This is a genomic window from Chryseobacterium populi (genome assembly GCF_000282115.1).
GTDB classification, from domain to species: Bacteria; Bacteroidota; Bacteroidia; order Flavobacteriales; family Weeksellaceae; genus Chryseobacterium; species Chryseobacterium populi.
Genome location: NZ_AKJY01000101.1, coordinates 30,944 through 57,679, shown reverse-complemented (window position 1 = coordinate 57,679; position 26,736 = coordinate 30,944). Strand labels below are relative to the sequence as shown.

Sequence of the window (26,736 nt, the reverse complement as noted above, 5' to 3'; positions counted from 1 at the left end):
CGTGGTTGTATATTATCAGGTCGCCTCTACGAGGCTCAATAAAAATTTCTGCTATTAACTATTAACAGTTTGCTCCTACGGAGCTTCCTTTATTAATTTCTCAAAGGTTTTCCGTTTTGTAACATATACTGTATTCTCTCTAAAGTTTTTCTCTCACCACAAAGTTGTAGGAATGTTTCTCTTTCAAGGTTCAGAAGGTATTGTTCTGTCACAACGGTTGGTTCAGAAAGATTTCCGCCGACCATTACATTGGCCAACTTATCGGCAATTTTCTTGTCGTGCTCGGAGATGAAGTTTCCGGTCAGCATCTGGTCTGTCCCTACATAGAACATTCCTAATGCATCTTTTCCTAAGACTTTTACTTTCTGCTCGATCGGTTGTGTGTAACCTTGTTCTGCCAGTAATTTTGCTACTTTTTTAGCTTCTGCAATCTGTCTGTTTTTGCTTACTGAAACAATGTCTTTTCCTTTTTCAAGGATTCCCATATCGTAAGCTTCATAGGCTGATGTAGCTACTTTTCCCATAGCAATATTCATGAAAGCTTCACGAAGCCTGTTGTTTTTCACATCATCACTATGGAATTCTCTGGAAGTTCTTAATGTCAGTTCTTTAGTTCCGCCACCGCCAGGAATTACACCGACTCCGGTTTCTACAAGTCCGATATAAGTTTCTGCAGCAGCAACCACTCTGTCTGCGTGCATGGTCATTTCGCAACCACCACCAAGGGTCATGCCGTGAGGAGCTACGACTACAGGAATAGAGGAGTAACGAACTCTCATCATCGATTTCTGGAAATAAGCAATAGCCATATTCAGGTCATCCCAATCCTGCTCGATAGCCATCATTAAGATCATGGCAAGGTTTGCTCCGACAGAGAAATTTGTACCCTGATTTCCGATTACCAAACCATCATATTCTTTTTCAGCCAAATCGATGGCTCTGTTTAATCCGTCAAGGACTTCGCCACCAAGAGAGTTCATTTTAGAACGAATCTCAAAGTTGATAATCCCGTCTCCTAAATCTTCAATGGCAGCTCCGGAATTGCTCCAGAGTGTTTTATTTTTTCTGATGTTATCTAAAATAATAAAGGCATCCTGACCCGGAATATTGTTATAGTTCCCTGTATTTTTGTCATAATAGATGCTTTGGCCTTCATCATTTACCTTGTAGAAAGTTTCTCCTTTTTCAGCTAGGGATTTTGCCCAGTCTGACACTTCGTATCCAGCATCTTTTGCCAGTTCGATCCCTTTTGCCACTCCAACGGCATCCCAGATTTCAAACGGTCCGTTTTCCCATCCGAAACCGGCTCTCATGGCATCATCAATTTTATAAACCTCCTCAGAGATTTCAGGAACTTTATGAGAAACGTAAGCGAATAATGCACCCAGAGATTTTCTGTAAAGCTCTCCGGCTTTATCTTTTCCTCCGATCAGCACTTTGAATCTGTCAATCGGCTTGTCTATATTTTTTGTCAATTCTAAAGTTGGGAAAGAAGATTTCCCCTGAAGCTCATATTCTAATGTATCAAGGTTTAATCCGTGAATTTCAGACTTTCCTTCTGCATTTTTCACTTTTTTATAGAAACCTTGCTCGGTTTTAGAACCTAACCATTTATTATCCATCATTTTCTGGATATAGTCAGGGAGAGCAAAAACATCATTGAAGTTGTTGGCTTCAGCACCGCTTTGGCGAACGCCGTTGGCTACCATTACCAGGGTATCGAGACCTACAACATCGGCTGTCCTGAATGTCGCAGATTTCGGTCGTCCGATTACAGGACCTGTCAATTTATCCACTTCAGAGACTGTCAAACCTAATTTCTGAACATTGTGAAGTAAATCCATCATAGAGAAAACCCCGATTCTGTTGGCAATAAATGCAGGAGTATCTTTTGCTAAAACAGTAGTTTTACCTAAGAACTTGGCTCCGTAATTCATATAGAAGTCTACAATTTCGGGAGAAGTATCATGGGTAGGGATGATTTCTAAAAGAGGAAGATATCTTACAGGATTAAAGAAATGGGTTCCTGCAAAATAATGTTTAAAATCATCGCTTCTTCCTTCCGTTAATAAATGAATAGGAATCCCGGAAGTATTTGAAGAAATTAATGTTCCCGGTTTTCTGAACTGTTCGATTTTTTCATAAACTGATTTTTTGATGTCAAGTCTTTCTACAACCACTTCAATGATCCAGTCTGTATTTTTGATTTTCTGTAAATCATCATCAAAATTTCCTACCTTAATCCTGTCTGCAAATTTAGGTGAGTAGAGTAGAGCGGGGCTTGCTTTTTTCAGTTTTTCAAAGTTTTCGGCAGCAATTCTGTTTCTTACTGCTTTATCATCTTTGGTCAAACCTTTTTTCTGTTCAGCTTCAGTCAATTCAAAAGGAACGATATCCAAAAGCAATACTTCAACGCCTATATTGGCGAAATGTGCTGCTATACCGCTTCCCATAATTCCTGAACCAAGAACTGTTACGTGTTTGATTCTTCTTTTCATATGTAAATTTTTATTATTAATAAGGTCATATGTAAACCATATGGTTTCATTATAATTTATTTTCTGTTATTTAATAATTCGTTGGCAATTTTCATGACCTCATTCATCACTTCTTTAAAAGTCTCCATTTTTTCAGGAGCAATTTTTTCCATGACTTTCTTATTAAAGTTGACAACCACTTCTTTTGAAAGGTTTCGTGAATTTAGTCCCTTATCTGTAAGCTTGATAATGACTTCTCTTTTATCTGTTGTGGTCTTTTCCTTATAGATATAGCCGTTATCTTCCAGAAGCTTGATGATTCTCGTTAAAGAAGTAGGCTCAATGGCCATTTTAGGTCCCAGATTGGTACTTCTTGTTCCTTCTTTCGGGTCTATTTTAAGGAGAGTAAGGGCCTGAACAGCCGTAGAATCATGTTCCTGGGCAAGTTCTGTGTACATTTTAGAAACAGCCAACCAGGTCTGCTTTAAAATTAAATCTACGTTTTCTATTTTATCCTTATTATTATCCATTATTTTTTTTGAAATGGTTTGTATCAAATTTAGTAAATATTATGCATGCATAGTATTTATTAACGTTAAATTATTGTTAATAACCTGATATTAAGTAGATTAAATTGTATGATAAGCATAATACTATGCATGCATAGTATGTGAAATAATTAAAGAAAATCCTGTATTAGTGAATGTTTTTGATAGAATTGATTATTTCTTCGAAAGATTCACAGCGGTATTTTGAATCCTGATACGAAATAACCCAAAAGCTATCCTGAAACTCGAAACTGAAAGAAGAAAAGTCTTTTTGAAAGTTTTTCTGAAGTAAAGAATACAGCATTTCTTTTTGAATGGCAGGTGCTGAAATTTTAGGGGCAACAAATTTTCCATTAACCTGAAATAAAGAAGTATTGGTGAGTTCCTCATGTTGCAGGAGAACATCCTCAACAATTCCCGGATAAAGACAGTTATCTTTTACATACCATATTTTATCGGCAAATTCCTTCGCTAAACGCCAGTCGTGAGAGGAAAAAAGGATCAGTTTGTTCTGTTCCTTTGCAAGTTTCCTAAGTGTTTTTAGGATGATAATTTTATTTTTTTCATCCAGGTGGGTGGTTGGCTCATCAAGGATGATGATAGGGGAATTTTGGGTTAAAGCCCTTCCAATAAATGCTTTCTGAAGATTTCCATCCGAAAGGTTTTTGAGAAGGGTGCTTTGGTATTGTTCTAGCTTCAGTTCCTGAATTATTGTCGAAACTTCGTGCTTGTCTTCCTTTTTTAATTCAAAATAATAAGGGTAGTAAATGTACTTTCCTAATGAAATAAGATCTTCCACCGTATAATTATGCGGTACAACTGACTTTGAGAAAACGACGGCAATATTTTCAGCAATTTCTTTAACGGAAAGATTTTTTACATTGATATGATTAATTAAAATTTCTCCGTTCAGTAAAGGAATCTGATGGAGGATAGATTTGATTAAAGTTGTTTTCCCTACACCGTTATTCCCAATCAGCAGACATACATCACCAAGATTCAAATTTGCATTGGTATTGGAAATTAATGTTGTATTGTAGCCGATATTAGCCTGTTTGATTTGTAGGTGCATATTTAAAAAAAGAAAAGTATTAGAAATAAGAGGACAGGTAAAAAATTTAAAAATAAATATAGGAATTTATTTTTTTTGACTTTCCGTAAAGTGTACCCGCCTAAAATAAGTGAGCCCAGGAATGCTGTAGGTAACGCAAACATAATCCACCAATTATGCCCCCAGGAATAAACCCAATGTAATTTCTGATTCATTCGAAACATTTTTGAATACTCCAGAAATGCAAAACTTATTACAAACAAAATGATGTGTGCAGTAATTAATTGTTTTTGTGTTATTCTAATGTTCATTATTTCGTTTATCGTTAGATAAGTCGCGTTTAGTAGATCGTCGTGCTGAAAGCATCTTTGCAAAGTTGGTTTAGATTACTCCAGAGTGACACATTATGAGTGTTTTCCCTTTTTACTTACTGAAGAAAGTTATAAAATTATTCTCAAATATTATGAGTTATTTTCTTGATCCGCATTAAATTTGAATTGACTGTTTGTTTTATACATTACTATTACACTTTATTCTGTTTCAAAAGCATCATCAAAATCACAGGAATTCCAAATATAGAACTTATCACATTCAAAGGGATCTGGGTTTTTTCCGCTATAATTGAAAACAGCAGCATAATCAGCATTCCTAAAAACATATTTAATATCCATTGCTGCCACAGTTTTGCAGGATTATAGATCAGTCTGCAAAAATGCGGAACAATAATCCCAATAAATAAAATAGGCCCAAGAAAAGCGGTAACAGATGCTGAAAGAAGGGAAGAAGCTACAATGATCAGAAGTTTCAGCTGTTTTAAATTCACACCGAGGCTTTGAGCATATGAGCTTCCTAAAGAATTTCCTATCAGGGGCTTTATGGTCTTGAAACAGATAAATAATCCGATTAAAACGAGAATGGATAAAACTTTAACCTGATTTCCAGTCACCATATTGTTGGCTCCGAAAGACCACAGAATATAGTTTTTCAGGCTTTGATTTTCGGCGTAAAACTGAAGCAGGGAAACAATAGCTCCTGCAAATGCAGAGATAAGAAACCCGAAAATGATAAGGTAAGATTTATCCTGAAACTTATTAGACATTGATAATAAAATCAACATCAAAAGCAAACTTCCCGCAATTGCAGATAAACTTAGAAAGCTGTTTTGTAAAAATTCAGGAAGTAGAATGTTATGCGAAAAGAAAATATAAAATGCGACTGATAAACTTGCCACCGAAGTAATTCCTAAAATATCAGGTCCGGCCAATGGATTCTGAAAATATTCCTGCATCAGGAATCCTGACGTAGGAATCGAAATTCCTGCTAAGAGCATTACCAATACCCTGTTAACACGGATTTCAGCAATTTGGGTATTGACAGAATCATAAAAGAAATCCTGAATATTTAAGCTTAAAAATCCTGTATTCAGATTAATAATCGCGGTAATGATAATGGCGATTAAAAATAATAAACACAGGATTTTAAATTGATTTAACATTATTCTGAAAGAATTCTGTAAATTTTATTTTAAAAGAGAATTAAGTTTTTTATCTAATTCTTCTTCGGTCATCATTCCTAAAAATTCTTCGGTTTTATCTCCTTTTCTCATATAGGTAAAAGGAATTGAACCGCCATCCCACTGTTTAAAATTGGAAGCAAAGAAATTCTGATCCAGCTTTTTTCCATCTACTAAAATAATATTCTTAGCCAGGTTATTTTCATCAGCGAATTTTTTCACTGAATTATTCCATTCCGACTGATCATCCAGATTAATGAAAGTGAATTTTACCGGTTTTCCTTTTAATTCTTCTATTTTTTTCTTAAAATGAGGAATTTCTCTTATGCAAGGCCCGCACCAGGTTGCAAAAAAGTTGGTAACATATAAAGTGTCATTTTTTGTTGCAAGATATTTACCTACGTTTTCCGGGGAAACTTCCGGAGAAAAATAAGCTGTATTTTCAAGACCCTGATTTTCCGTTACAGAAGCTGAATCTGTAGGAGTAGTGGTATCATCTGTTTTCTGGCTTTCTTTTTTGCAGGCGGAGAGTGCAATCAGGACAAGCGTGGATAAAATTATCTTCTTCATAATTATTTTTTTATCTATTTTTGAATTGAAGTATGGAACAACAAATCTATAAAGGGAAACTGACGCAGTTTCATTGGCTAAAAATAGCGAAAAAGGAAGAACTGACCAAAAATACTTTTTCTCTGGAATTTGAGATTCCTGAGAATTTGAAGGAGAATTTTAAGTTTGATGCCGGTCAATTTGTAAGTGTAAAATTTCAATCTCACGGGATAGATGTCATTAATGATTATTCGATGACTTCAGCTCCGTACGAAAAAAAAATAGGTCTGGGAATAAGGGTTACTTCTCAGGAAGGAGCAACTTTTCAATTATTTAAAAATTATAATGTTGGTGATGAATTATTGGTAAGTGAACCTTCCGGAAGGTTTACGTTGGTTTCAAAGCCAAGTGAATTCAGGACGATCATTGGCTTTGCAGCCGGAATAGGAATTACCCCTATATTAAGTCATTTTAAGAATATTCTTCACAATGAGCCGAGAACCAGGCTGTTCTTATTCTTCGGAAATAAAAATTCTGAGGAATTAATCTACAGGGATTTGCTTGATAACCTTGCCAGAACATGTGGCGACAGGTTACAGATCTTTTATTTCTTTTCTCAGGAAAAAACAGCTGATCAGTTTTTTTACGGCAGATTGGATGAAAAAAAACTCCATTTAATTATTAATCAGGTCCTGCACCTGGATGATACGGATGAAGAATCTACGATCTGGGACGCGGTAGATGAAGTCCTGATCTGTGGAAAAGGGGAGATGATTAAAACACTTGCCAATGCCTGCTATCATCACGGAATTCCGAAAAAAAACATCCATTTTGAGCTTTTTGAAGAATATAATGACGACATTTATCCTATAGAAAAAGAATTTCCTTTAATTGAAGGGGTAAAGGTGGAATTTACCATGTTTGGAAAAGACTATCATACGGAGTTTCCGAACAATAAAGAAAAAATTCTCCAACAGCTGTTGGTTCAGAATTTTCCTGTTCCTTATTCCTGTAAATCCGGGATTTGTGGAAGTTGTGAATGTCTTCTGGAAGAGGGGGAAGTTGAATTGCTGGAAAATGAGTATCTTACAGAGAAAGAAGAGCAGCAGGGGAAAATACTGGCTTGTATGTCTATTGCAAAAACAAGGAAAATAAAGCTTAACTTTGATCTTATTTGAGAATTGTAAAAAACATATACCGTCTTATTATTTCATCAGCAGAAATTGGTATTCTGTTGATATGCCTGGCTAATGCCTGGGTTTTTGGTTTGACCAACGGAAGAACATATACTAAAATATCAAAGATTCCGCCCCGGGAGGTTGCCTTGGTATTGGGGACTTCCCCTAAAATGAGATCCGGAGCGTCGAACCCGTATTTTACAAAAAGAATGGATGCGGTGGCATTGCTTTATCACCACGGGAAAATCAGAAAGATCATTGTAAGCGGTGAAAAAAGTAAGGGTTACAATGAACCTGCGGCTATGAAAAACTATCTGATCTACCAGGAAGGGGTTCCTGAAGAAATCATTGTTGAAGACCCGAAAGGATTTAATACTTATAAAAGCATCCTCCGGTGTAAAGATGTTTACAAAGAAAACAATGTGATCATTGTTTCACAAGGGTTTCATAATCTCCGGGCTTTATTCTTTGCCAGAAATAATAATATGAATGCTTTAGGTTTTGATGCGCAGGATGTGACAAAGCCTGAAAGCTTCTACAGAAATCAAACCAGAGAAGTACTTGCCAGAGTGATTGCTGTAGTTTATTTTCTTTTGGGAATTTCCCCGGATTAGAAAGGATATCCGAAAGCAATATTCAGGGTAGGTTTGAAAGGCTGGAAATCCTTAAATCTCCATCGGTCACCATCAGGTTTATTAGGATCATAAATTTTATAGGCAAAATCAAGCCTTAAGGTAATATAGGCTACATTTACCCTTAATCCGAATCCGCTACCGATACCCACCTGACCCAGAAACTTATTGAATTTAAACTCATCTCCGTATCCGTCGTTATAATTACGGAGACTCCAGGTATTACCGATATCTGTGAAAATGGCCCCTTCATACATATCATTAAACGGAACACGGTATTCAATATTGGTAGTCAGTTTTAAATTATCGGTCATATAGGTACGAACTCTTTCATCAACCTGAGAATCAGCGGGACCAAGGCCTCCGAATGCTACCCAGGCCCTGATATCATTTGAACCACCGTTGAAATAAGACCTGATCACCGGCATGGAAGTAGAGTTTCCGTAAGGTATTCCCACTCCTACAAACTGACGAAGAACCAGGGTCTGGTTTCCGTTGAACTTAAAATATTTTCTTACATCAAAGTCAAACTTTACAAACTGTGCATAAGGAACTCCGAAGATAGTTCTCTGCGGGCTCGTAATAACCCCGCCATCATCCCTTCGCTGGTTAAAGATGCTTAAAATATTACCTGCCAGCTCTACTTTTCCGTTAAAATAGAAAGAATTTGGGTAATCTTTTTTTCCGATTTCATTATAAACAAAGTTATAGATCATGGAAGAAATAAGGACATCCTGCGTTTGTCTGTCTTTATTAACCAATGTCCCCAAAAATGCAACGAGACGATTGGCTCCGGATTGATCAAGAGTAGATACATATCCCATATCCTCAACAATCTGCTGTGAAACCTGGTCAATGGTTGTCTGCCCGGAATTGAACGCCTGTCCGGCTGAAGGGTTATAAGCAAAGTAGCTTTCAAAAACCTCTTTTCTTATGATATTGTCATTGACAAAATAATCATAGTAAGCATCCTTATTTTTAGTTAAACTCAGCTGTGTATTAAACAATGTCAGCCTGTGTGATACCTTGTCATTTACTGTAGCAAGATAATTCAACCCTGTATTGAAGTTTATTCTTCCCAAGCCTATATTATTCTGTATTGCTGCTCCCAGAACGATAGACGAAGTAGGGCTGTATCGTTTCGGAATCAGTTTGTAATAATTAAAAGGAAGCAATAATCTTGGGAAGTTAAGGGAAGCCTGGGCAGATATTTCATAGGCCAGGATTCTTTTACTGATATCTTTTGTACTTCTTATAGAGCCGAATGTTCCGGAAAGGCTTGTTGAAAGGTTTTCTGCACCTTTAAAGACATTTCTTGTGGTAAGATCCACGGAAGGTGAAACCCCAAGATTTAAAAGCTGGGAATAATTGACGTCAGTTCCTACTTTTAACTCATATTTCGGAAGGGGCTTTAATAGATATAAAACATCAATAATACTGTCATTTGGAGCCATTCCGCCACCTCGCCGCAAAGAATCCTTAGCTTTCAAAATACTGAAATTATTCATCGACAGGATATTCCTTTTGGTAAGATCCAGTTTTTTCTGATCATAAACCTGTTTATGGCCTACAATAATGGATCTCCATATTGATGATGTTTTATACTGATTATTCATTTTATGAAAACGTATACCTCTCAGGCTGTCTTTGGTTGTATTTTTAGGGAAATCGCTGGCTTCGTCAACAATGGCAACGTCTATATTACCTATCGTAGCCACTTTATAAGCCTTGTTAAGAGAGTCTTTATGGATTTCAAGGGTAAGGGGAACCTGTTTTCTGCTTTTCAGGGAATCGGCTACGAAATAAATCTCATCATTGAAATTATTAAATTTATAATATCCGTAATCCCTCATCAGATCATTGATCCTGTTTACTTCTTTTTCAAGAACAGTCTGGTCAAGTACCTGCCCGGCCCTTACATGTGTTTCATGGATTTTCTGCTGATAGATATTTTTAACTACCAGATCGGGAATGTTATAGTAATATTCCTTGATATAAGTAGGATCATTATGGGTGATGTAATACGTTACAGCTGCTTTTTTTGCTGCAGAATCCAGCTTGGTTTTAAATTTAACTTCTGAATCCCAATAGCCTCTATAGGTGAGTCTTTTTTCAATTGATTCGGCACCTTTTTCAACTTTTGTTTCATCCAGGATAACAGGCGGAGAACCCCAGTTGTGATATAACCTGTCTAAAAGCAGGCTTTTTCCTACACTGCTTTTCATATTATATTTAATAAAAAGGGAGTCTCTCAGCTTTTGGGTCCTCATTTCCCTCGGATAGGTCATGTATTCATTAAGGATGGTGTCGTATTTAGGGTTGGCGGCATTATACAGCCACAAACTTAACGGCATAAAAAGAAACTGCTTTTTATTGGGTTTTTGCTGAACATAACCCTTTAATTCACTGTCAAAAGCCTGTTTTTTATCTTCGAACTCAAATTTATTTTCTGTAAGCAGATATTGACCATCCGGAACCTTTTTAGTGGTACTACAAGCATAAAGGAGACCAACAAATGTTGCAAATGATATAATTTTATAATATTTTTGAGGAGAATTCTTATAATGCTTACAGCTCATACAATAAAAATTTTACAGTCTTTAGATAAAAAGAAGTTCAGACAAAAATACAATTTGTTTTTGGTTGAAGGTAATAAAATCATTTGTGAACTTTTCAATTCTAAATTTAAAATTAAAGAAATTTTATCTACCGATCCGCAAAAATTGGACCGTAAGGATATTTCGGTTACTCATATCTCTGATAATGAGTTGAAAAAAATCAGTTTCCTTAAAACTCCTAAAGATTCCGTGGCTATATGTTATCTTAATCCGGAGGAAAAATCGGAAGACCTGGATATTCAATTAGTACTTGATGGAATTCAGGACCCCGGAAATTTAGGAACCATCATCAGGCTTGCCGACTGGTTCGGAATCGAGCAGATCATCTGTAGTGAAGACACGGTTGATTTTTATAATCCTAAAGTGATTCAGGCAAGTATGGGATCTTTTACAAGAGTGAATATGGTGTATTGTAATCTTGTGGAATATCTTTCGGGGACACAGAATGTCAATATCGGAACTGATATGGAAGGGGAAAATATTTATCGTTTTGAAAAGCCTCAGAAGATGAATTTAATTTTAGGAAACGAAGGAAACGGAATGAGGCCGGAAACGGAGGAATTACTTTATAAAAGCATAAGCATACCAAGATTCGGAAATTCCCAATCTACAGAAAGCCTGAATGTATCAATGGCGGCAGGAATTATTCTTGGCCAGCTGTTTTCCAAATAAAAAAGAGGCCGGAAATCAGCTGAAACCTGATTATACAATGGTTTAAACTAATTTCCGGCCTCTGATTTTTTAGCTTCTATATCAATTGTTCCATACTGGAAACGCTTTTATTCTTTTGATAGCTTTCAAGCTTTTTCCTGATAAACTTGAGTGCAATAGGAGCAAGGTAGATCATGGCTGCACCGAGTATTTTTTTCTTCCAGTTGGAGCTGCGCATATTTTTTTTTGCATAATTTCCAACCAATGCAGTAGCACCTAATCTGATAATACTGTCTAAAGCATTGCCGCTGAATGCTGAACTTGCAATTCCCATTGCCGTGTTTTTACTGATCAGAATATCTTTAACTTCAGAGGTAAGCTGTTTTGCAATGACATCTTTTCTCAAAACCACTCTTTCATCACCGTCTTCATCTACCTTTTCCTGCAGGTACTGATCTGTTAAACCATTGGTAAAAGCACTCAGGCTTTCTTTGGTATTTTTAAAAGTAAGAAGATTTTCCAGATCACCGATTTCAGATTTCAGTAATTTTTTCTTTCTCCTTAGTTCTTCCAAACTTTCGTAGTTTCTTCCCATGGTTTAATGATTTAAAAATTTAATAACCTGATCTGCTACAGAATTTACAATTCTTTTTTTGAACGCAATGACAAAAAACATAATCAGCAGGTAAAATGCTGCAACAATCAGAAAACCATATGAGGTATCATTTAAAGCCCTGCCAATAAGGAATGCTATCCCGAAATTAAATAGGATAATAAAAAAGGCAAAAGCAACGAGCAATATGATAAGGTAGGTAATAATTCCTGCAGAAAGTGATGACTTTTCAGTAGCTTCTATTTTAAGCAGATCTATTCTTTTAGATGCATATTCTTTAATAGTCTCTATCATCTGTTTTTTTATAAAGTTACAAAAAAAGGAACTTTAATGCGCAAAGTCCCTTCTATAATTTAAAAATTAATTGAAATTATTATTTTTTAAGATCATTTAATTCTGTTTCCACATCTCTTACAACATCTGTAGTTTTAGAAACGATCTGATCTTTATATTTATCATATCCGTCTTTTACAGTATGAGCTACATTGCTTGCCGTTTCCTTGAAAGTGGAAGAAATGTTTCCATATTGATCTTTTACTCTTTCTGAAACTTCTCCGTATTTATTTTTAGCCTGATCTTTAAGATCGTTAGCTTTATCCTTTATTTTTTTTCTGGTTTCTTTTCCTTCTTCGGGAGCATAAAGCATACCTAAGATTACACCTGCTGCTGCACCTGCAAGAAGTCCTGCTAATATACCTGCTGTATTGTTTTTTCTAGACATTTTTCGTTTTTTTTAATAGTTAATAATATTAGTTTTTACTCTACAAAAGATTACAATTAACATACCAAATAAGGTGTGTGTCCTATTAAAAAATGTTAAATCTTAACAATATAAGACAGCATCACTTCGATGGTTTCCTTTTTGGTAAGGTGGGTATTATCAATGACAATGGCGTCATCTGCTTTTTTTAAAGGGGCAATTTCCCTTTCGCTGTCGATCTTGTCACGCTCAATAAGATTTTCTTTTACCTGTTGCTCATCTGCTTCAATCCCCAGGCTCAGGAGCTCATTGTATCTTCTTTTAGTTCTTTCGTCAATGCTTGCCGTGAGGAAAAACTTAAAGTCAGCATTTGGCAGAACTACTGTCCCTATGTCACGTCCATCCATAATAATTCCGCCTTTTTCTGCCAGGCTGCGTTGGGATTGTAGCAAAAAGTCTCTTACTTCTTTCTGTTTGGCTACCAGGCTTACATTATCAGAAACTTCATTGGAACGGATTTGTTTTGAAATATCCGCATGATTAAGGTAAAGAACCAATTCTCCTTCATCATTCTTAAACTCCAGTTCAATCTGGCCTAAAGAGGAAAAAAGCTGATCAAGATTGATTGAACCGTTCTCATCTGCGCAATGCTGAAGGGCAAACCATGTAACTCCTCTGTATAAAGCACCTGTATCCAGATGAATAAGGTCAAGCTTATCGGCAATGACTTTAGATATTGAACTTTTTCCAGTAGACGAGTACCCGTCGATAGCGATTACAGGTTTTTTCATACCGCAAATTTCAAGATTTTTTTTAAAAAACCAAGAATAATGAAAGTTAATTAGTGAAAAAATTATTCTCCCCTGTGGCTGCTAAGGTCCATAGAAATGCCTATTTGATTGACATTGGAAGAGTTATGGTATCTTACATGGGCATAATCAATTCGGAATTTTGAAATTTTAATTCCAAACCCTCCGGAAAGCCCCGAAAAGTTTCTCTGGTCTGCTACGGCAAGCTCATTTCCTCTTTTTGCATTGTATCCCAGTCTGATATTAAAGTTTTTCTCAGGGAACAATTCGGCACCGATAGAAAAGTGATCCAGAATTTTTCTGCCAACATTCACTTCCTGACCATTGACGTTGTATTCCGAGGAAATATCAAACTGCTGCAGATCATGGGCTGTAATGGTAATGGCGAGCGGAATAGCCTTTAATATCCTCGTATATCCCAAATCTACCCGGAATGGAAGGTTTTCTCTTGTTCCGTTGAAAGATTTAAACTGATAGCCGAAGTTTCTTAAGACCAATGACGCTACTTCTTTGCTTTTTTTATTATGGTAAGTAATTCCCGCAGTTCCTGAGATTGCGGATGAAGTATAGGTGTCGATTTTTGATGTGATAAAATTGACTCCTCCACCAATTGTCCAGTCTTCTTCAAACTGATAGGCATATCCTGCTCCGACGGCAACATCCGAAGCATTGAACTGGCCGTTTTCAAAACCACTTTCATCAGTCCTCGGAATATCGCCATAGCTCATATACCGTGCATTGATGGTAGCCATATGGCCGTTGTCAAAGTCTTTGGCAAAAGCTATCGTTCCGTATTTTGAGTCTGCAAGGTAAGCAGCACCGTTAACGGAAAGCTGTTTGTCTGAATCTTTATTGAGTAGAGCCGGGTTTGCAATAGCAAAGGAAACATCATAATCTCTTATAGTAATTGCATCTCCGCCCAATGCAGCCTGTCTGGCAGATACCGGGATGTTTAAGAACGGATAAACATTTGTTCCCATTTGTGCATAAGAAACAATTCCTGACAGAAATAATGAAAGAATGACAATTTTCTTCAATTCAATTTATAATTAATGCAAAAATAATCCTTTTTCGTACGTATCAAAATATTTCAAACATTATTTACACTTAATATTTTTCTTTTTCCAATATTTTTAATGATTATATTTGCAAAGTCAAATTTCAGGGAAACCAACCCTATTAAAAAAATTATTAAAAATTAAAGATGAAATATAAAAGAATCCTTCTAAAACTTAGTGGTGAAGCCTTAATGGGGAACAGACAATATGGTATTGATAATGAAAGGCTACAGGAATATGCAGCTGAAATAAGAAAAGTAGTAGATAAAGGTTGTGAGGTTGCCATTGTAATTGGAGGAGGAAATATTTTCCGTGGTGTAGCAGGTGCTGCGAAAGGAATGGACAGGGTGCAGGGAGATTATATGGGGATGCTGGCCACTGTTATCAACGGAATGGCTCTTCAGGGTGCATTGGAAGATGCAGGAATTAAAACAAGGCTTCAGTCTGCCATTGAAATGGATAAAGTAGCTGAACCTTTTATCAAGAGACGAGCAGTAAGACACCTTGAAAAAGGAAGAGTGGTTATTTTCGGGGCCGGAACAGGAAACCCGTATTTCACTACTGACACAGCTGCTACCTTAAGAGCAATTGAAATAGGAGCGGATGTTATTCTGAAAGGCACAAGAGTAGACGGTATTTATGACAGTGATCCTGAAAAGAATGCAGGTGCTGTAAAATATAATTCTTTATCTTTTGATGAAGTTTTTGAAAAGAACCTTAAAGTGATGGATATGACGGCATTTACCTTAAGCCACGAAAATAAATTACCGATCATCGTATTTGATATGAATAAGGACGGGAACTTAGTGAAAATTGTAGAAGGGGAGAATGTGGGTACTTTAGTTGATTTGTAATCACATAGGCAACAGGGATTTGTACAATTACCCATTGCTTATTATTCATCATTTACCAATTATTGATCATCATTTATAATTAATGTGTAACCTATCAAATTTTAAATATATAATGGAAGAATTAGATCTTATAGTAGAAACTGTAAAGCAGGACATGGACGCGGCTATAAAACATTTGGATCATGCATTTCAAAGAATCAGAGCGGGACGTGCTTCTACATCTATGGTGCAGGATGTTATGGTTGAATATTACGGAGCGCCGACTCCTATCAACCAGGTTGCCAATGTTTCTGTTCCGGATGCAATGACCATCTCTATCCAGCCCTGGGACAAGACAGCTATTAATGCGATAGAAAAAGCTATTATTAACTCTAATTTAGGTTTTGCACCTTCTAATAACGGGGAAAACATTATCCTTAATGTACCGCCTTTAACAGAGGAAAGAAGAAAAGAACTGGCAAAACAGGCTAAGAGTGAAACTGAACAAACCAAAATCGTTGTAAGAAATGCGAGACAGGAAGGTTTGAAAGAACTTAAAAAGCTGGAAGGAGTTTCTGAAGATGTCATAAAAGGAGTGGAAGAAGATATTCAGGCGCTTACTGATAAATATGTGAAGCTTTGTGACGATCATCTTAAAATAAAAGATGCTGAAATTATGAAAGTATAATTTTCAGGCACTGAAGAAAATATAAAAGAGACTGTTTTTTGATGGTCTCTTTTTTTACGTAATTATTTCTGGAAAAGAATAGCTGACATTTAAATAATGTTTTCTACAGGCATTTGATCTCACCTCTTTTCTCCTTACTCTTCAACAGCAACCCATACGTTTTCAATAACTCCTCACCGGAACACTGTATCTCTTTATTAAGGATTTTACCGGGATCAGGACTGGAGCCACTGGACTTTACCATGTAGTTTTTCTCGAGGCATTTTATCGCTTTGCCATTTTGTAAATAAATGCGTTGCTCAATAATATCATCTTTTGTTTCCGGTTTTTCCGGAGTACCGTCGTCGAAGCTCCAGGATGTATCTTCTTTTAAAATGAAAAAGGGAGTCTCGTTTTTAATAAAATAATTTTCAACGGAAGAAAAATGACTGTATTCCGCATAAAAATGCTTTATAATTTTCAGGCCTTCTTTATCGGAATAAAAAGTAACTTCTCCTGATCTCTCGTCACACTCATATTTAAAACTCAGGGAATCGAGTTTTCCTTTGCTGAGTTCACCGTTAAGAATACCGTATTCCTTTTTTATATCCTCTACGGTCAGTATTTTATTTTCTTTCACAGAAGAGGCCTTTGTGGGTCCGAAAGTCAGTGTATCTGCAGCAGCAGAATTCTGATCAACGGTTTTATTCGTTTCATTTTTACAGGAAGTAATAAAAACTAGGCTTAGAAGGAATAAGGAAGTTTTCATAAGATTAAGAGATTGGGAAATTACTGTTTAAATATTTTGTTGAGTATTTATCAGTCCTCATTTATAACTTATAGACCTTCGTAAATTTAAAAATTAAAAACAAAAAAAGATCCGGAATTTCCGGATCTTTTTATTACTGATATCTTTTATGTTCTTTGTTCTTGCTAAACCGCTTTGTGATCGGTTTTAAGAAAGCTTTATATTTCTCGGCGTCAAACAATTGTGAATCTGTAAGTGCTTTATAAGTCATAATTACTCCAAAAGGAAAAAGAATCATATTAGGAAGCCAGGCCGCGAGGTAAGGATTTAACTTTCCGGACCATGCCATATTTTCCATTCCTACATTAATCACATAGAAGATGATGAAAATAACGATAGCGATAATTACAGGAACTCCCATACCTCCTTTCCTGATAATAGACCCTAAGCTGGCCCCGATTAGAAAGAAAATAATACAGGTAAACGAATAGGAGAGTATCCTTTGCTGGTAAATGACCACCTTACTGAAATATTTTATATTAGGCTTAAAATCATTGGTTTTTCCGTCGAGCATAGACTTTAAATTATCTAAACGGTTATAGGCATTATAGACTATTTCCATTTTTTTATCCGTTTTTACGGTATCAAGTTTCATCTGAAGCTTTGCAGGTGTTTTGGACTTATTGTTTTTATCCATATAGCTTACAACAGAATTGGTTTGGTTCAGAACATCTGAAGTAACCGTTGTGAAAAACTTGTCGTTTTCTTTTTTATTGATGTCGATCGTTTTATTCAACTGGTTATACGTCTGGAAACGGTAATCATCCGTAATCTGTTCTTCTTCAATAGCTTTATTAATAAGGTCACTCACATCAAAATGCAAAGTCAGAGAATCAAATTTAATTGCCTGATCGGGTTGTTTTAAACGAACATTTTCACCTTTTCCGGCAAAATTATCTTCGTAAACATATCCATCATAAAGAACAAGCTTTAAATAATTTTTGTTTACAGCCTGAACGAATTTTCCTTTTTTCGCAACAATGGTTCTTTGGTTATCGTAGCTCGTTGCTTTTTTATGAACAAAAACACCATCAATATTTTCGTCATTAGCTCCGTAAATCTGATCAAATTTCACCATATATCCCGGAATCTGATCAATAAACTGGCCGGGTGTGAAATTCAGGGCCGGCTTTGTCTGGGCAATATTAAAGAGCATATTCTTGGCTTTCCTCTGGAAATCGGGAATGATATTATTTGAAAAGAAATACAGCATAATCGATAATATCGCAGTAACTCCCAGGAGGGGAACCATTACTCTGGTGAGCGAAATTCCTGCAGCTTTCATGGCTGCTAGCTCATACCGCTCTCCAAATTCACCGAAAGACATAATACTTGCCAGAAGGATGGTAAGAGGAAGTACCATACTGATAACACTTACTCCCAGATAGAACAGGAGCTTAATGATTTGCCAGTAGTTTAATCCTTTTCCCATAAACTGCCCTAACTGAACCCAGATAATGTTTACAATAAATATGAAAAACAATACACTGAATATAAAGAAAAATGGCCCAAAGAAGGTCTTTATGATATATCGGTCTAGTATTTTTAACATTCGCCAAAATTAATCAAAAAGCCACAAAGTTTTCTTTGTGACTTTATATTTTATTATTTTTTTATCATTATGTAAAAATGGAAAATCATAAAACGTGAGATTTGCTTCTGATTTAATCACTTTTATAATTCTGTAATTACGTAATTCTTATATTTATTCTTATCAAATGCAAACATATTCGGATCCAGTTCCTGGTTTTCTTTGTATTCCTTAATGGCAATTACGGCAACATCTTTATTATTTCCGTGCTGTTCCAGTTTTACCATCTGCTTTTTTACAGAGTCTACAAAAAGATAAACATATTTTATCCCATTTGCTTTGATTGGGGTAAGTTTGATAAAATCAGCATTAATGCCATTTACTTTTTTCTTACCATTATAAGTTACATTATAATCATTTCTATAAGTAGAAAGATAATTGATAGGAGAGAACATCGAGCTGCTGCCATTAGGTTTTGCAATGGTTACTTCCATGTCTTCAGCGTTGATGTTGTAGATTTTATTTCCGTCAAAAATCTGTTCTGTGCCCATTATTTTCAACTTATATTTGTCTCCTGCAGAATAATAAATTCCGGGTTCTGTTTTATCCACAAGCTCATTTGTACCACTTCCGAAAGAAAACTTGAAATATGAGTTCTTTTTAGAATTATAGTTGGCTGTAATATCATCGAGGATCTTTTTTGCTTTTGCATCAATTTTCTGAGCATTGGCTAAACCTACTGCTCCGATAACAAAACCACCTAATATAATTTTTGAAATAATTTTTTTCATTTTTTTACTTTTATAATAACCTGTAAACATTAGACATTCTTCACTTTCAAAAGTTAAATTCACGTTGAATTTCCTTTTAACTACGCAGGTCTTCCAAAAACTGTTCCAAAGAATGAAGGTCGCTGATCAGAACCTCTCTGGCTTTAGCGCCATTAAATCCGCCAACAATACCGCTTGCCTCCAATTGATCCATAATTCTTCCGGCTCTGTTATATCCCAGCTTCAATTGTCTCTGAAGCATGGAAGTTGATCCCTGCTGGGTAGAAACAATGATTCTTGCCGCTTCTTCAAACAGGGCATCTTTTTCATTCGGGTCAAATGCTCCTACCGTACTTGTAGAATCTTCAGAAACATATTCCGGAAGTAAAAATGCTGACGCATATCCTTTCTGTTCACCGATAAATTCAGCAATTCTTTCTACTTCAGGAGTATCTACAAAAGCACACTGAAGCCTTAAAATTTCATTTCCGTTAAAATAAAGCATATCACCTTTCCCGATCAGCTGATCAGCTCCCGTAGAATCCAGAATCGTTCTGGAATCTACACTTGAAATCACCCTGAAAGCTGCCCTTGCCGGGAAATTGGCTTTAATCATCCCTGTGATCACATTTACGGAAGGCCTTTGTGTTGCGACAATAAGGTGAATTCCTACTGCTCTTGCCAATTGGGCTAATCTTGCGATAGGTAATTCAACCTCTTTTCCTGCAGTCATAATTAAATCTGCAAACTCATCAACCACCAAAACGATGTAAGGTAAATAACGATGTCCGTTTTCCGGATTTAATTTTCTTTCCGTGAATTTTTTGTTGTATTCCTTTAAATTTTTACAGAAAGCATTTTTAAGAAGGTCATATCTTGTATCCATCTCGATACAAAGAGAATTCAGTGTATTGATTACTTTATTGGTATCTGTAATAATGGCTTCATCTACATCCGGAAGCTTGGCAAGATAATGTCTTTCAATTTTTGAGTATAATGAGAGCTCAACCTTTTTGGGGTCTACCATGACGAATTTCAGTTCGCTCGGATGTTTTTTGTAAAGAAGAGAAGTAAGAATGGCATTAATACCCACCGACTTTCCTTGTCCTGTAGCACCGGCCATCAATAAGTGCGGCATTTTTGATAAATCGGCCATGAAGATCTCATTGGAAATGGTTTTTCCGAAAACAACAGGCAGATCCATATCCGTATTCTGGAATTTTTGTGAAGCAATCACAGAACGCATGGAAACCATGGTAGGGTTTTTTCTCGGAACTTCAATCCCGATGGTTCCTTTTCCAGGCATTGGTGCGATGATCCTTATTCCCAATGCAGAAAGGTTCAGGGCGATATCATCCTGCAGCTTTTTAATGGCGGCCACACGTATTCCGGCTTCCGGTACAATTTCGTATAAGGTAACGGTCGGTCCGATCGTAGCTTTGATTTCAGCAATTCCAACGTTGAAATTCTTTAAAAGGCCTACGATCTTATTCTTATTTTCTTCTAACTCTTCTTTGTTAATAGATATTTCCTCACTTCCGTAATCTTTTAATAAATCAACAGGAGGCATATGGAAATTGGGAAGATCGAGTTTATGATCGTAAAGACCGTGCTTTTCTACCAGTTCCTGGGATTTTCTGTCAGAATCATCCAATATATCAACTACTGGAGCAACCTCAACATTGAATTTAATATTTTCCTGGGCTGTTGGGGAAGGTTTAATATCAAAAGCCTGCTCAGGGGTTGAAACCGGAATGCCTGGTTTGGTATTAAGATTCAGGTTAAGCGATTGAGATGCATTTTTTTCATCATCAAATGAAGTCTGGTTAGGGGTAGAAATTGTTTCCAGGCTGGTAGAAACAGGAACTTCAGGGAAACCTTTAGGAACACTTACAGGTTCCTGTGGTTTTGCAGGTGTATCCACTATTTCAGTTACCGTAATCTTGGACCCGTTTTCTTTACTTTCTTCTTCCAGCTCCTCATCGGCTTCGAAATTCTCATCAGAGCTAGGCATCATTGATTTTACTTTCCCGATGGTGTTTTCATTGATCTCATTCAATTTGTTTTTAATTGAGCTCGGACGCAGATTGAATTCTAAAATGAAATATAAAAGGATACTTGCTGCCAATACCACCCAGAGACCAACGGCTCCGATAATGGCATTAAGATAATCCATGATCTGGTATCCGTATACACCGCCTAAAACACCCTGTCCCTTGGTGATGGCTCCAAATAAAACGGGAAGCCAGCAGATGAAGAATAATGAATGTCCTACGGTTTTCCAGGGCTTAAACGTCTTTTTCTTCAGAATCAGGGTTCCGAAAACAAGAAAAAGAAATGCAATGATAAAAGAAGCAACTCCTATGCTTTCAAAAATGAAAAGATTCCCCAACCAGTCGCCTAGTTTTCCAAAAATATTTGAGGATTTTATCCCTTTGTCAAGCATCGTTCCGGCCTGACTCTGATCTGCTTTCCAGTTCGCCAGATAGGATATAAACGAAAAGGTAAGAACTACAGAAAAAAGTATAAATATAAGCCCGAAAAAAATACGGGGTTTCGATAAGATTTTGCCTTTTTCAGACGATTCCTGCTGTTTGGTTTGTGTCTTTTTATCCATAATATCAATGTGGGCAAATTTAATGTTTTTTCAACATTAAAAGAATCTTTTTTACTCAAAAAGAAATGGTAATTTATACTTATTTTTTTGAAAATTCATTTTGTTTATTAATAATTTATCCTTCATTCTGTTTCTGAATGAGTTTGTAATGAATGATTTATATTCAGCCGAAGTTCTTTAATTTAGAGAGCAAATCTATCACCCTTTATCTTTATCTGATGAAAAATATTTTTTATATTATTTTTTTGAACTAGTTCAAATGTCAGGATTTTTCATGTGCCTAATTTTGTCATATAAAATTTTACAAAAAAATGAAAAATGTATTCAAATGTATTTTGACAGTATGTCTTACTTTAATTTCATTATCACCGGTTAACGCACAGAAAAAGAAAAACATGGAAAACACAGCATTATTAATTATCGATGTACAAAATGATTATTTCAAAGGTGGAAATATGACTTTGACAGGAGCAGAGGAGGCAGGTGAAAAAGCCCGAAAGGTTTTGGAATATTTCAGAAGGAATAATCTTCCGGTCATTCACATCAGGCATATTGCAACCAATGAAGGCGCAACTTTCTTCCTGCCGGATACTGAAGGAGCCGAAATCAATTCTTCAGTGAAACCTCAAAAAGATGAAAAAATAATTGTAAAGTATTATCCCAATAGTTTCAGGGAAACAGATCTTTTGGAATATTTACAGGTAAAAGGGATCAAAAATCTTGTTATTACAGGAATGATGACAGACGTTTGTGTAGAATCTACAACCAGGGCTGCATTTGATTTTGGTTTCAGGAATACCATCGTCGGAGATGCAACAGCAACCAGAGACAGAGAACTGAACGGCCAGATTGTAAAAGCATCAGAAGTTCAAAGATCATTTCTGGCAGGAATTTCGGCTTTAGGAAACCTTTATGCTGATATTGTCAATACCGATAATTTTATAAACATAAAATAAGTTTAAATAAATAAAGATACTGAAAGTTATCGGTATCTTTATGGTAACTAAAACAGCTTTATGCTCACTTTGCTTCATCAATACATCAACAAATATATTCATCTTTCCAAAGAAGAATTTCAAGATTTCTCTGAACCTTTTGAATTGAAAACTTTTAAAAAGAAAGAGGTTGTTTTAAGGAAAGGTGAATATTGTTTTTTTGAAGGTTTTGTAATTGATGGATGTTTTAAGGTCTATTTTTTAACGGAAGACGGCTTTGAGCAGATTTTGTATTTTGCAACTAAAGAATGGTGGATTACAGACCTTGACAGCTTTATTCATCATGTACCGAGCATATTAAATATTGAAGCTCTGGAAGACAGCGGGGTATTGATGATTTCAAAGACAGAAAAAGAACGGTTGTATCAGACGATACCTCAGACAGAGAAGCTTTTCAGGATCATGAATCAGCAGTCATCTGTTGCACTTCAAAGAAGAATTTTGTCATTAATGCATAAAACAGCTGATAAACGCTATCTTGAGTTCTTAGAAAAATACCCTCATCTGGAGCAACGTCTCACCCAACAGCAGGTGGCTTCATATCTTGGGATTTCTCATGAATTTTTGAGTAAAATCAGAAAAAAGATATCATTGGAAAAGTGATTTTTGGTGTCATTTTTTATCAAATTTGAATAGACGGTCTCAATCAGGCAGATAGGCATTATAAATCTGTTTTTTCCTGCTTTTAAAAATTGTTTTTTCTGCATTGTTTTTCTTATTATTAAGAATGTTTCAAAATAACGGTTCCGGGCTTCAAAATGACAAAAAACAGCTTTTTTTATCGACCCTTTACTTAATCATCCTTATTTTTGCATGTCAAGTAAAAAAATATGAAGAAGCTCCAAGATATTCTTATCTCAACCAGAACAATGGCTGTATTATTGCTGATATTCGCATTTGCAATGGCTTATGCAACGTTTTTAGAAAACGATTACGGAACACCTACAGCTAAAGCATTAATTTATGAAGCAAAATGGTTTGAATTAATCATGTTTTTGCTTATTCTGAATTTCATCGGAAATATCGGAAGATATAGACTCTGGAAAAGAGAAAAATGGCCGGTTTTGGTTTTTCACCTTGCCTTTGTTTTTATCTTCATCGGTGGTGCTATTACAAGATACATCAGCTTTGAAGGAACAATGCATATCAGGGAAGGGGAAACTTCCAATGAAATTGTAACAGATAAGAACTTCTTTAAGATTCAGATTGAAGAAAAGGGTGATGTTCTTAATTATCAGGATGTTCCTTACCTGATGTCACCTTTGCATAAAGATTTTAATGCCACTTATGATTTTCATGGGAAAGAAGTAAAGGTTGTGGCAAAAGAATATGTTCAGAGAAAAAAAGACAGCTTAATTGCTGATGCCAATGGTGCTGAATACTTGCATCTGGTATCAACAGGACAAACCGGAAGACAGAATATTTATATCAAGCCGGGTGAAACAAAATCGATCAACGGAACACTGGTGACTTTCAACAGAGCAATTGAAGGAGCTGTTGAGTTTAAAAATGAAGGTGGAAAATTATTGATTAAAACACCTGTAGATGCAAGTTTTATGACGATGGCTACACAGGCAACAGGAAATACTAAAAAAGATGAATTCCAGCCTTTGGTTTTGAGAAGTTTATACAGTATCAACGAACTGAAGCTAGTGGTACCTGAAGGTCTTAAAAAAGGAAAACTATTGGCTTTTGAAGGTGACAGAAAGAAAGACCAGGCTGTTCCAGACATGCTGACTGTTGAAATTCAGGGGCCAAAAACAAAGCAACTGGTAGACTTATCTGTAGAAAAAGGAAATCCGAATGCCTACAAACAGGTAACGATGGATGGATTGAATATTATGGTGGGATTTGGTCCTAAAGTTTACAATACACCTTTTGCATTAAAGCTGGACGATTTTGTGATGGAAACATACCCGGGAAGTTCATCTCCAAGCGCTTATGAGAGCCATGTGAAAATAATTGACGGCGGAAAAGAAACGCCTTATAAAATTTATATGAATAATGTTCTTAATCACGGTGGATACCGTTTCTTCCAGGCCAGTTTTGATCCGGACAGAATGGGGACCGTACTTTCTGTAAACCATGATTATTGGGGAACTCTGATCTCTTACATAGGGTATACATTGCTGTTTGGAGGAATGTTCTTTATTTTCTTCTGGAAAGGAACTCACTTCTGGAAGCTGAATAAATTGCTTACCAACGTTAGCAAAAAGAAAACGGCAACGGTTGTTTTATTGCTTTTAAGCTTAGGATTAAGCGCTCAGAAAATCGAAACACATGGAACAACAGACGGAAGCCGGGAACACATTCATGTAGAAGGAGATGGGCATACCCATGATGCAGCTCCGGAAATGGGAACAACGCAAACCCAACCTCAGGCGGCACCGCAACAGAATTCTCTGGCTCAGCCACTGACTAAAATGAGAATGATTTCTGCAGATGAAATTATTGGCAGAAATAAAATAAGCAAAGAGCATGCAGATAAATTCGGGTATCTTCTGGTACAGAATTTTGAGGGAAGAATTGTTCCGATCAATACTGAAGCTCTTGATGTTTTAAGAAAGTTATACAAAAAAGATGAGTTTAAAGGAACCGACGGAAAATCTCTTTCAGCCAACCAATGGTTCTTATCTATTAATACAGATACACCAAGCTGGACGATGGTTCCGATTATTAAAGTAGGAACTAAAGGCGGAGATGAACTCATGAAGAAGACCAAGGCGAATGATGAAGGATATACTTCATTAATGAACCTTTTTCCGGCTGATGCAAATGGAAACCTTACGTATATCTTGGAACATGATTACAATATAGCTTTCCGTAAGAAACCGTCTGAACAGACCAATTATGATAAAGAAATTATTTCTGTAAACGAAAGAGTTCAGATCTTTAATGAGTTTTTCAGTGGCCAGTTTATGAGAATTGTACCTGTAAAAAATGATGCCAACCACACATGGCATTCATGGCTGGATCAGAAGTTTGAACCGGACATGGAGTCTCAGCAGGTTATGGGGCCTTATTTTGCCGAGGCTTTGGCAGCTCAGAAATCGGGAGACTGGAGCAAAGCGGATGCTGAGCTGGTGAAGCTTTCAGATTATCAGCAGAAATGGGGGAAAAGCGTAGTACCGTCAAAATCTAAAGTTGATTTGGAAGTTTTCATGAATAAAGTGAATATCAATTTCAAATTATTAATTTTCTATACCATAATCGGTGGGCTATTATTGATCTTAGGTTTTGTTGAATTGTTCAAACCCAACAAAATTTTAAATAAAACCATTAAAGTTATTATCGTTTTAGGATTGGTAGGATATCTATTTCATTTCCTTGGATTGGTGGCAAGATGGTATATTTCAGGCCATGCCCCTTGGAGTAATGGTTATGAAGCTATTATTTTCATCTCATGGGTAGGGATTTCTGCCGGGTTATTGTTATACAGAAATGCAAATGCATTAATTCCTGCGGCAGGATTTATGGTGGCTGTTATCATGATGGGATTTGCACACGGAGGTTCAGCTCTTGATCCTCAGATTACGCCATTGGTTCCGGTATTAAAATCATACTGGCTGATCGTACACGTTGCCATCATCACATCAAGTTACGGTTTCTTTGCCTTATCGATGATTATTGCAGTTATTTCATTGGTGTTCTTTATTATCTCAAATAAGCCGGCTTATAAATTACACCACGATACTACTTTAAAAGAATTGGCGATCGTTTCTGAAATGTCTCTTACCATCGGGCTTTTCGCATTAACCGTAGGAAACTTCCTTGGTGGGATCTGGGCTAATGAATCATGGGGAAGATACTGGAGCTGGGACCCGAAAGAAACATGGGCTTTTATTTCCATTATGGTTTATGCTTTTGTTTTGCACATGAGACTGGTTCCGGGATTGAGAAGCAGATGGGCGTTCCATGTGGCAACCATGTTTGCTTTCTGTTCAATGGTAATGACGTATTTCGGAGTAAACTATTACTTAAGCGGACTTCACTCTTACGCAGCAGGAGATCCGGTTCCGGTTCCGGCTTGGGTGTACATCGGAATTTCAACTATGATTGCTTTGTCAGCTGTTTCTTACTTTAAGTTTAAGCAACTGAATAAAAAATAAATGCGATAC

General features: G+C 36.3%; 23 protein-coding genes. 8 read left to right on the top strand and 15 right to left on the bottom strand.

Annotated elements, in window-relative coordinates:
- Window positions 1-92: 92 nt before the first annotated feature.
- The 5 genes from PMI13_RS18555 to PMI13_RS18530 form a co-directional block, all read right to left on the bottom strand.
- Window positions 93-2,498, bottom strand: a complete 2,406-nt coding sequence (locus PMI13_RS18555; protein WP_007846614.1) for a 3-hydroxyacyl-CoA dehydrogenase/enoyl-CoA hydratase family protein — start codon at window positions 2,496-2,498, stop codon at window positions 93-95.
- A gap of 56 nt (window positions 2,499-2,554) precedes the next feature.
- Window positions 2,555-3,007 carry a MarR family winged helix-turn-helix transcriptional regulator gene (locus PMI13_RS18550; RefSeq protein ID WP_007846612.1) on the bottom strand — a complete coding sequence of 151 codons (453 nt, stop codon included), beginning with the start codon at window positions 3,005-3,007 and terminating at the stop codon, window positions 2,555-2,557.
- Window positions 3,008-3,173: 166 nt separating this feature from the next.
- Complete coding sequence (locus PMI13_RS18545; protein WP_007846610.1) at window positions 3,174-4,097, bottom strand: ABC transporter ATP-binding protein; 924 nt, start codon at window positions 4,095-4,097, stop codon at window positions 3,174-3,176.
- Between the two features lie 502 nt (window positions 4,098-4,599).
- Window positions 4,600-5,571: a FecCD family ABC transporter permease gene (locus tag PMI13_RS18535; protein WP_007846607.1), complete on the bottom strand. Its 972-nt coding sequence runs from the start codon at window positions 5,569-5,571 to the stop codon at window positions 4,600-4,602.
- Between the two features lie 24 nt (window positions 5,572-5,595).
- Window positions 5,596-6,159, bottom strand: coding sequence for a TlpA family protein disulfide reductase (locus PMI13_RS18530; protein ID WP_007846605.1), 564 nt, complete (start codon window positions 6,157-6,159; stop codon window positions 5,596-5,598).
- Between the two features lie 32 nt (window positions 6,160-6,191).
- Here PMI13_RS18530 and PMI13_RS18525 point away from each other — a divergent pair, with 32 nt between their 5' ends.
- Both PMI13_RS18525 and PMI13_RS18520 read left to right on the top strand, forming a co-directional pair.
- Window positions 6,192-7,316 (top strand): iron-sulfur cluster-binding domain-containing protein, encoded by a 1,125-nt coding sequence (locus PMI13_RS18525; protein ID WP_007846604.1) that lies wholly within the window; start codon window positions 6,192-6,194, stop codon window positions 7,314-7,316.
- Between the two features lie 2 nt (window positions 7,317-7,318).
- Complete coding sequence (locus PMI13_RS18520; protein ID WP_394330401.1) at window positions 7,319-7,930, top strand: SanA/YdcF family protein; 612 nt, start codon at window positions 7,319-7,321, stop codon at window positions 7,928-7,930.
- Here the strand turns inward: PMI13_RS18520 and tamL are convergent.
- Entirely contained in the window at window positions 7,927-10,527 is a 2,601-nt protein-coding gene (gene tamL, locus PMI13_RS18515; RefSeq protein WP_007846601.1) for a translocation and assembly module lipoprotein TamL, read from the bottom strand. The genes PMI13_RS18520 and tamL overlap by 4 nt on opposite strands.
- On the opposite strand from tamL, the gene PMI13_RS18510 reads away from it, so the two are divergent.
- Window positions 10,513-11,238, top strand: coding sequence for a TrmH family RNA methyltransferase (locus PMI13_RS18510; protein WP_034670144.1), 726 nt, complete (start codon window positions 10,513-10,515; stop codon window positions 11,236-11,238). The two genes, tamL and PMI13_RS18510, sit on opposite strands and share 15 nt — an antisense overlap.
- 76 nt (window positions 11,239-11,314) lie before the next feature.
- Here PMI13_RS18510 and PMI13_RS18505 read toward each other — a convergent pair whose 3' ends face one another.
- The 5 genes from PMI13_RS18505 to porQ form a co-directional block, all read right to left on the bottom strand.
- Window positions 11,315-11,812: a hypothetical protein gene (locus PMI13_RS18505; RefSeq protein WP_007846596.1), complete on the bottom strand. Its 498-nt coding sequence runs from the start codon at window positions 11,810-11,812 to the stop codon at window positions 11,315-11,317.
- 3 nt (window positions 11,813-11,815) lie between these two features.
- A complete protein-coding gene (locus tag PMI13_RS18500) occupies window positions 11,816-12,124 on the bottom strand; it encodes a phage holin family protein (protein WP_007846592.1) in 309 nt (102 codons plus the stop codon).
- Window positions 12,125-12,203: 79 nt separating this feature from the next.
- Entirely contained in the window at window positions 12,204-12,551 is a 348-nt protein-coding gene (locus tag PMI13_RS18495; RefSeq protein ID WP_007846591.1) for a YtxH domain-containing protein, read from the bottom strand.
- 95 nt (window positions 12,552-12,646) lie between these two features.
- Window positions 12,647-13,321, bottom strand: coding sequence for a (d)CMP kinase (gene cmk, locus PMI13_RS18490; RefSeq protein ID WP_007846590.1), 675 nt, complete (start codon window positions 13,319-13,321; stop codon window positions 12,647-12,649).
- 62 nt (window positions 13,322-13,383) lie between these two features.
- On the bottom strand, window positions 13,384-14,376 hold the full coding sequence (porQ, locus tag PMI13_RS18485; protein WP_007846589.1) for a type IX secretion system protein PorQ: 993 nt from the start codon (window positions 14,374-14,376) through the stop codon (window positions 13,384-13,386).
- A 167-nt stretch (window positions 14,377-14,543) separates the two neighbouring features.
- On the opposite strand from porQ, the gene pyrH reads away from it, so the two are divergent.
- Together pyrH and frr are read left to right on the top strand one after the other, a co-directional pair.
- Window positions 14,544-15,251: a UMP kinase gene (pyrH, locus tag PMI13_RS18480; protein ID WP_007846588.1), complete on the top strand. Its 708-nt coding sequence runs from the start codon at window positions 14,544-14,546 to the stop codon at window positions 15,249-15,251.
- 112 nt (window positions 15,252-15,363) lie between these two features.
- Window positions 15,364-15,918 (top strand): ribosome recycling factor, encoded by a 555-nt coding sequence (gene frr, locus PMI13_RS18475; protein ID WP_007846585.1) that lies wholly within the window; start codon window positions 15,364-15,366, stop codon window positions 15,916-15,918.
- Window positions 15,919-16,021: 103 nt separating this feature from the next.
- On the opposite strand, the gene PMI13_RS18470 is transcribed toward frr, so the two are convergent.
- The 4 genes from PMI13_RS18470 to PMI13_RS18455 form a co-directional block, all read right to left on the bottom strand.
- Window positions 16,022-16,666 carry a hypothetical protein gene (locus PMI13_RS18470; protein WP_007846583.1) on the bottom strand — a complete coding sequence of 215 codons (645 nt, stop codon included), beginning with the start codon at window positions 16,664-16,666 and terminating at the stop codon, window positions 16,022-16,024.
- Window positions 16,667-16,799: 133 nt separating this feature from the next.
- Window positions 16,800-18,257: an LptF/LptG family permease gene (locus PMI13_RS18465; RefSeq protein ID WP_007846582.1), complete on the bottom strand. Its 1,458-nt coding sequence runs from the start codon at window positions 18,255-18,257 to the stop codon at window positions 16,800-16,802.
- A 122-nt stretch (window positions 18,258-18,379) separates the two neighbouring features.
- Window positions 18,380-19,027: a LolA family protein gene (locus tag PMI13_RS18460; protein WP_007846581.1), complete on the bottom strand. Its 648-nt coding sequence runs from the start codon at window positions 19,025-19,027 to the stop codon at window positions 18,380-18,382.
- A gap of 76 nt (window positions 19,028-19,103) precedes the next feature.
- Window positions 19,104-21,623 carry an FtsK/SpoIIIE family DNA translocase gene (locus PMI13_RS18455; protein ID WP_007846580.1) on the bottom strand — a complete coding sequence of 840 codons (2,520 nt, stop codon included), beginning with the start codon at window positions 21,621-21,623 and terminating at the stop codon, window positions 19,104-19,106.
- Between the two features lie 311 nt (window positions 21,624-21,934).
- On the opposite strand from PMI13_RS18455, the gene PMI13_RS18450 reads away from it, so the two are divergent.
- The 3 genes from PMI13_RS18450 to ccsA all read left to right on the top strand — a co-directional run bounded on the left by PMI13_RS18450 (window position 21,935) and on the right by ccsA (window position 26,727).
- Window positions 21,935-22,579: a cysteine hydrolase family protein gene (locus PMI13_RS18450; protein WP_007846578.1), complete on the top strand. Its 645-nt coding sequence runs from the start codon at window positions 21,935-21,937 to the stop codon at window positions 22,577-22,579.
- A 60-nt stretch (window positions 22,580-22,639) separates the two neighbouring features.
- On the top strand, window positions 22,640-23,221 hold the full coding sequence (locus PMI13_RS18445; RefSeq protein ID WP_007846576.1) for a Crp/Fnr family transcriptional regulator: 582 nt from the start codon (window positions 22,640-22,642) through the stop codon (window positions 23,219-23,221).
- A gap of 227 nt (window positions 23,222-23,448) precedes the next feature.
- A complete protein-coding gene (ccsA, locus tag PMI13_RS18440) occupies window positions 23,449-26,727 on the top strand; it encodes a cytochrome c biogenesis protein CcsA (protein ID WP_007846575.1) in 3,279 nt (1,092 codons plus the stop codon).
- Window positions 26,728-26,736: the final 9 nt, after the last annotated feature.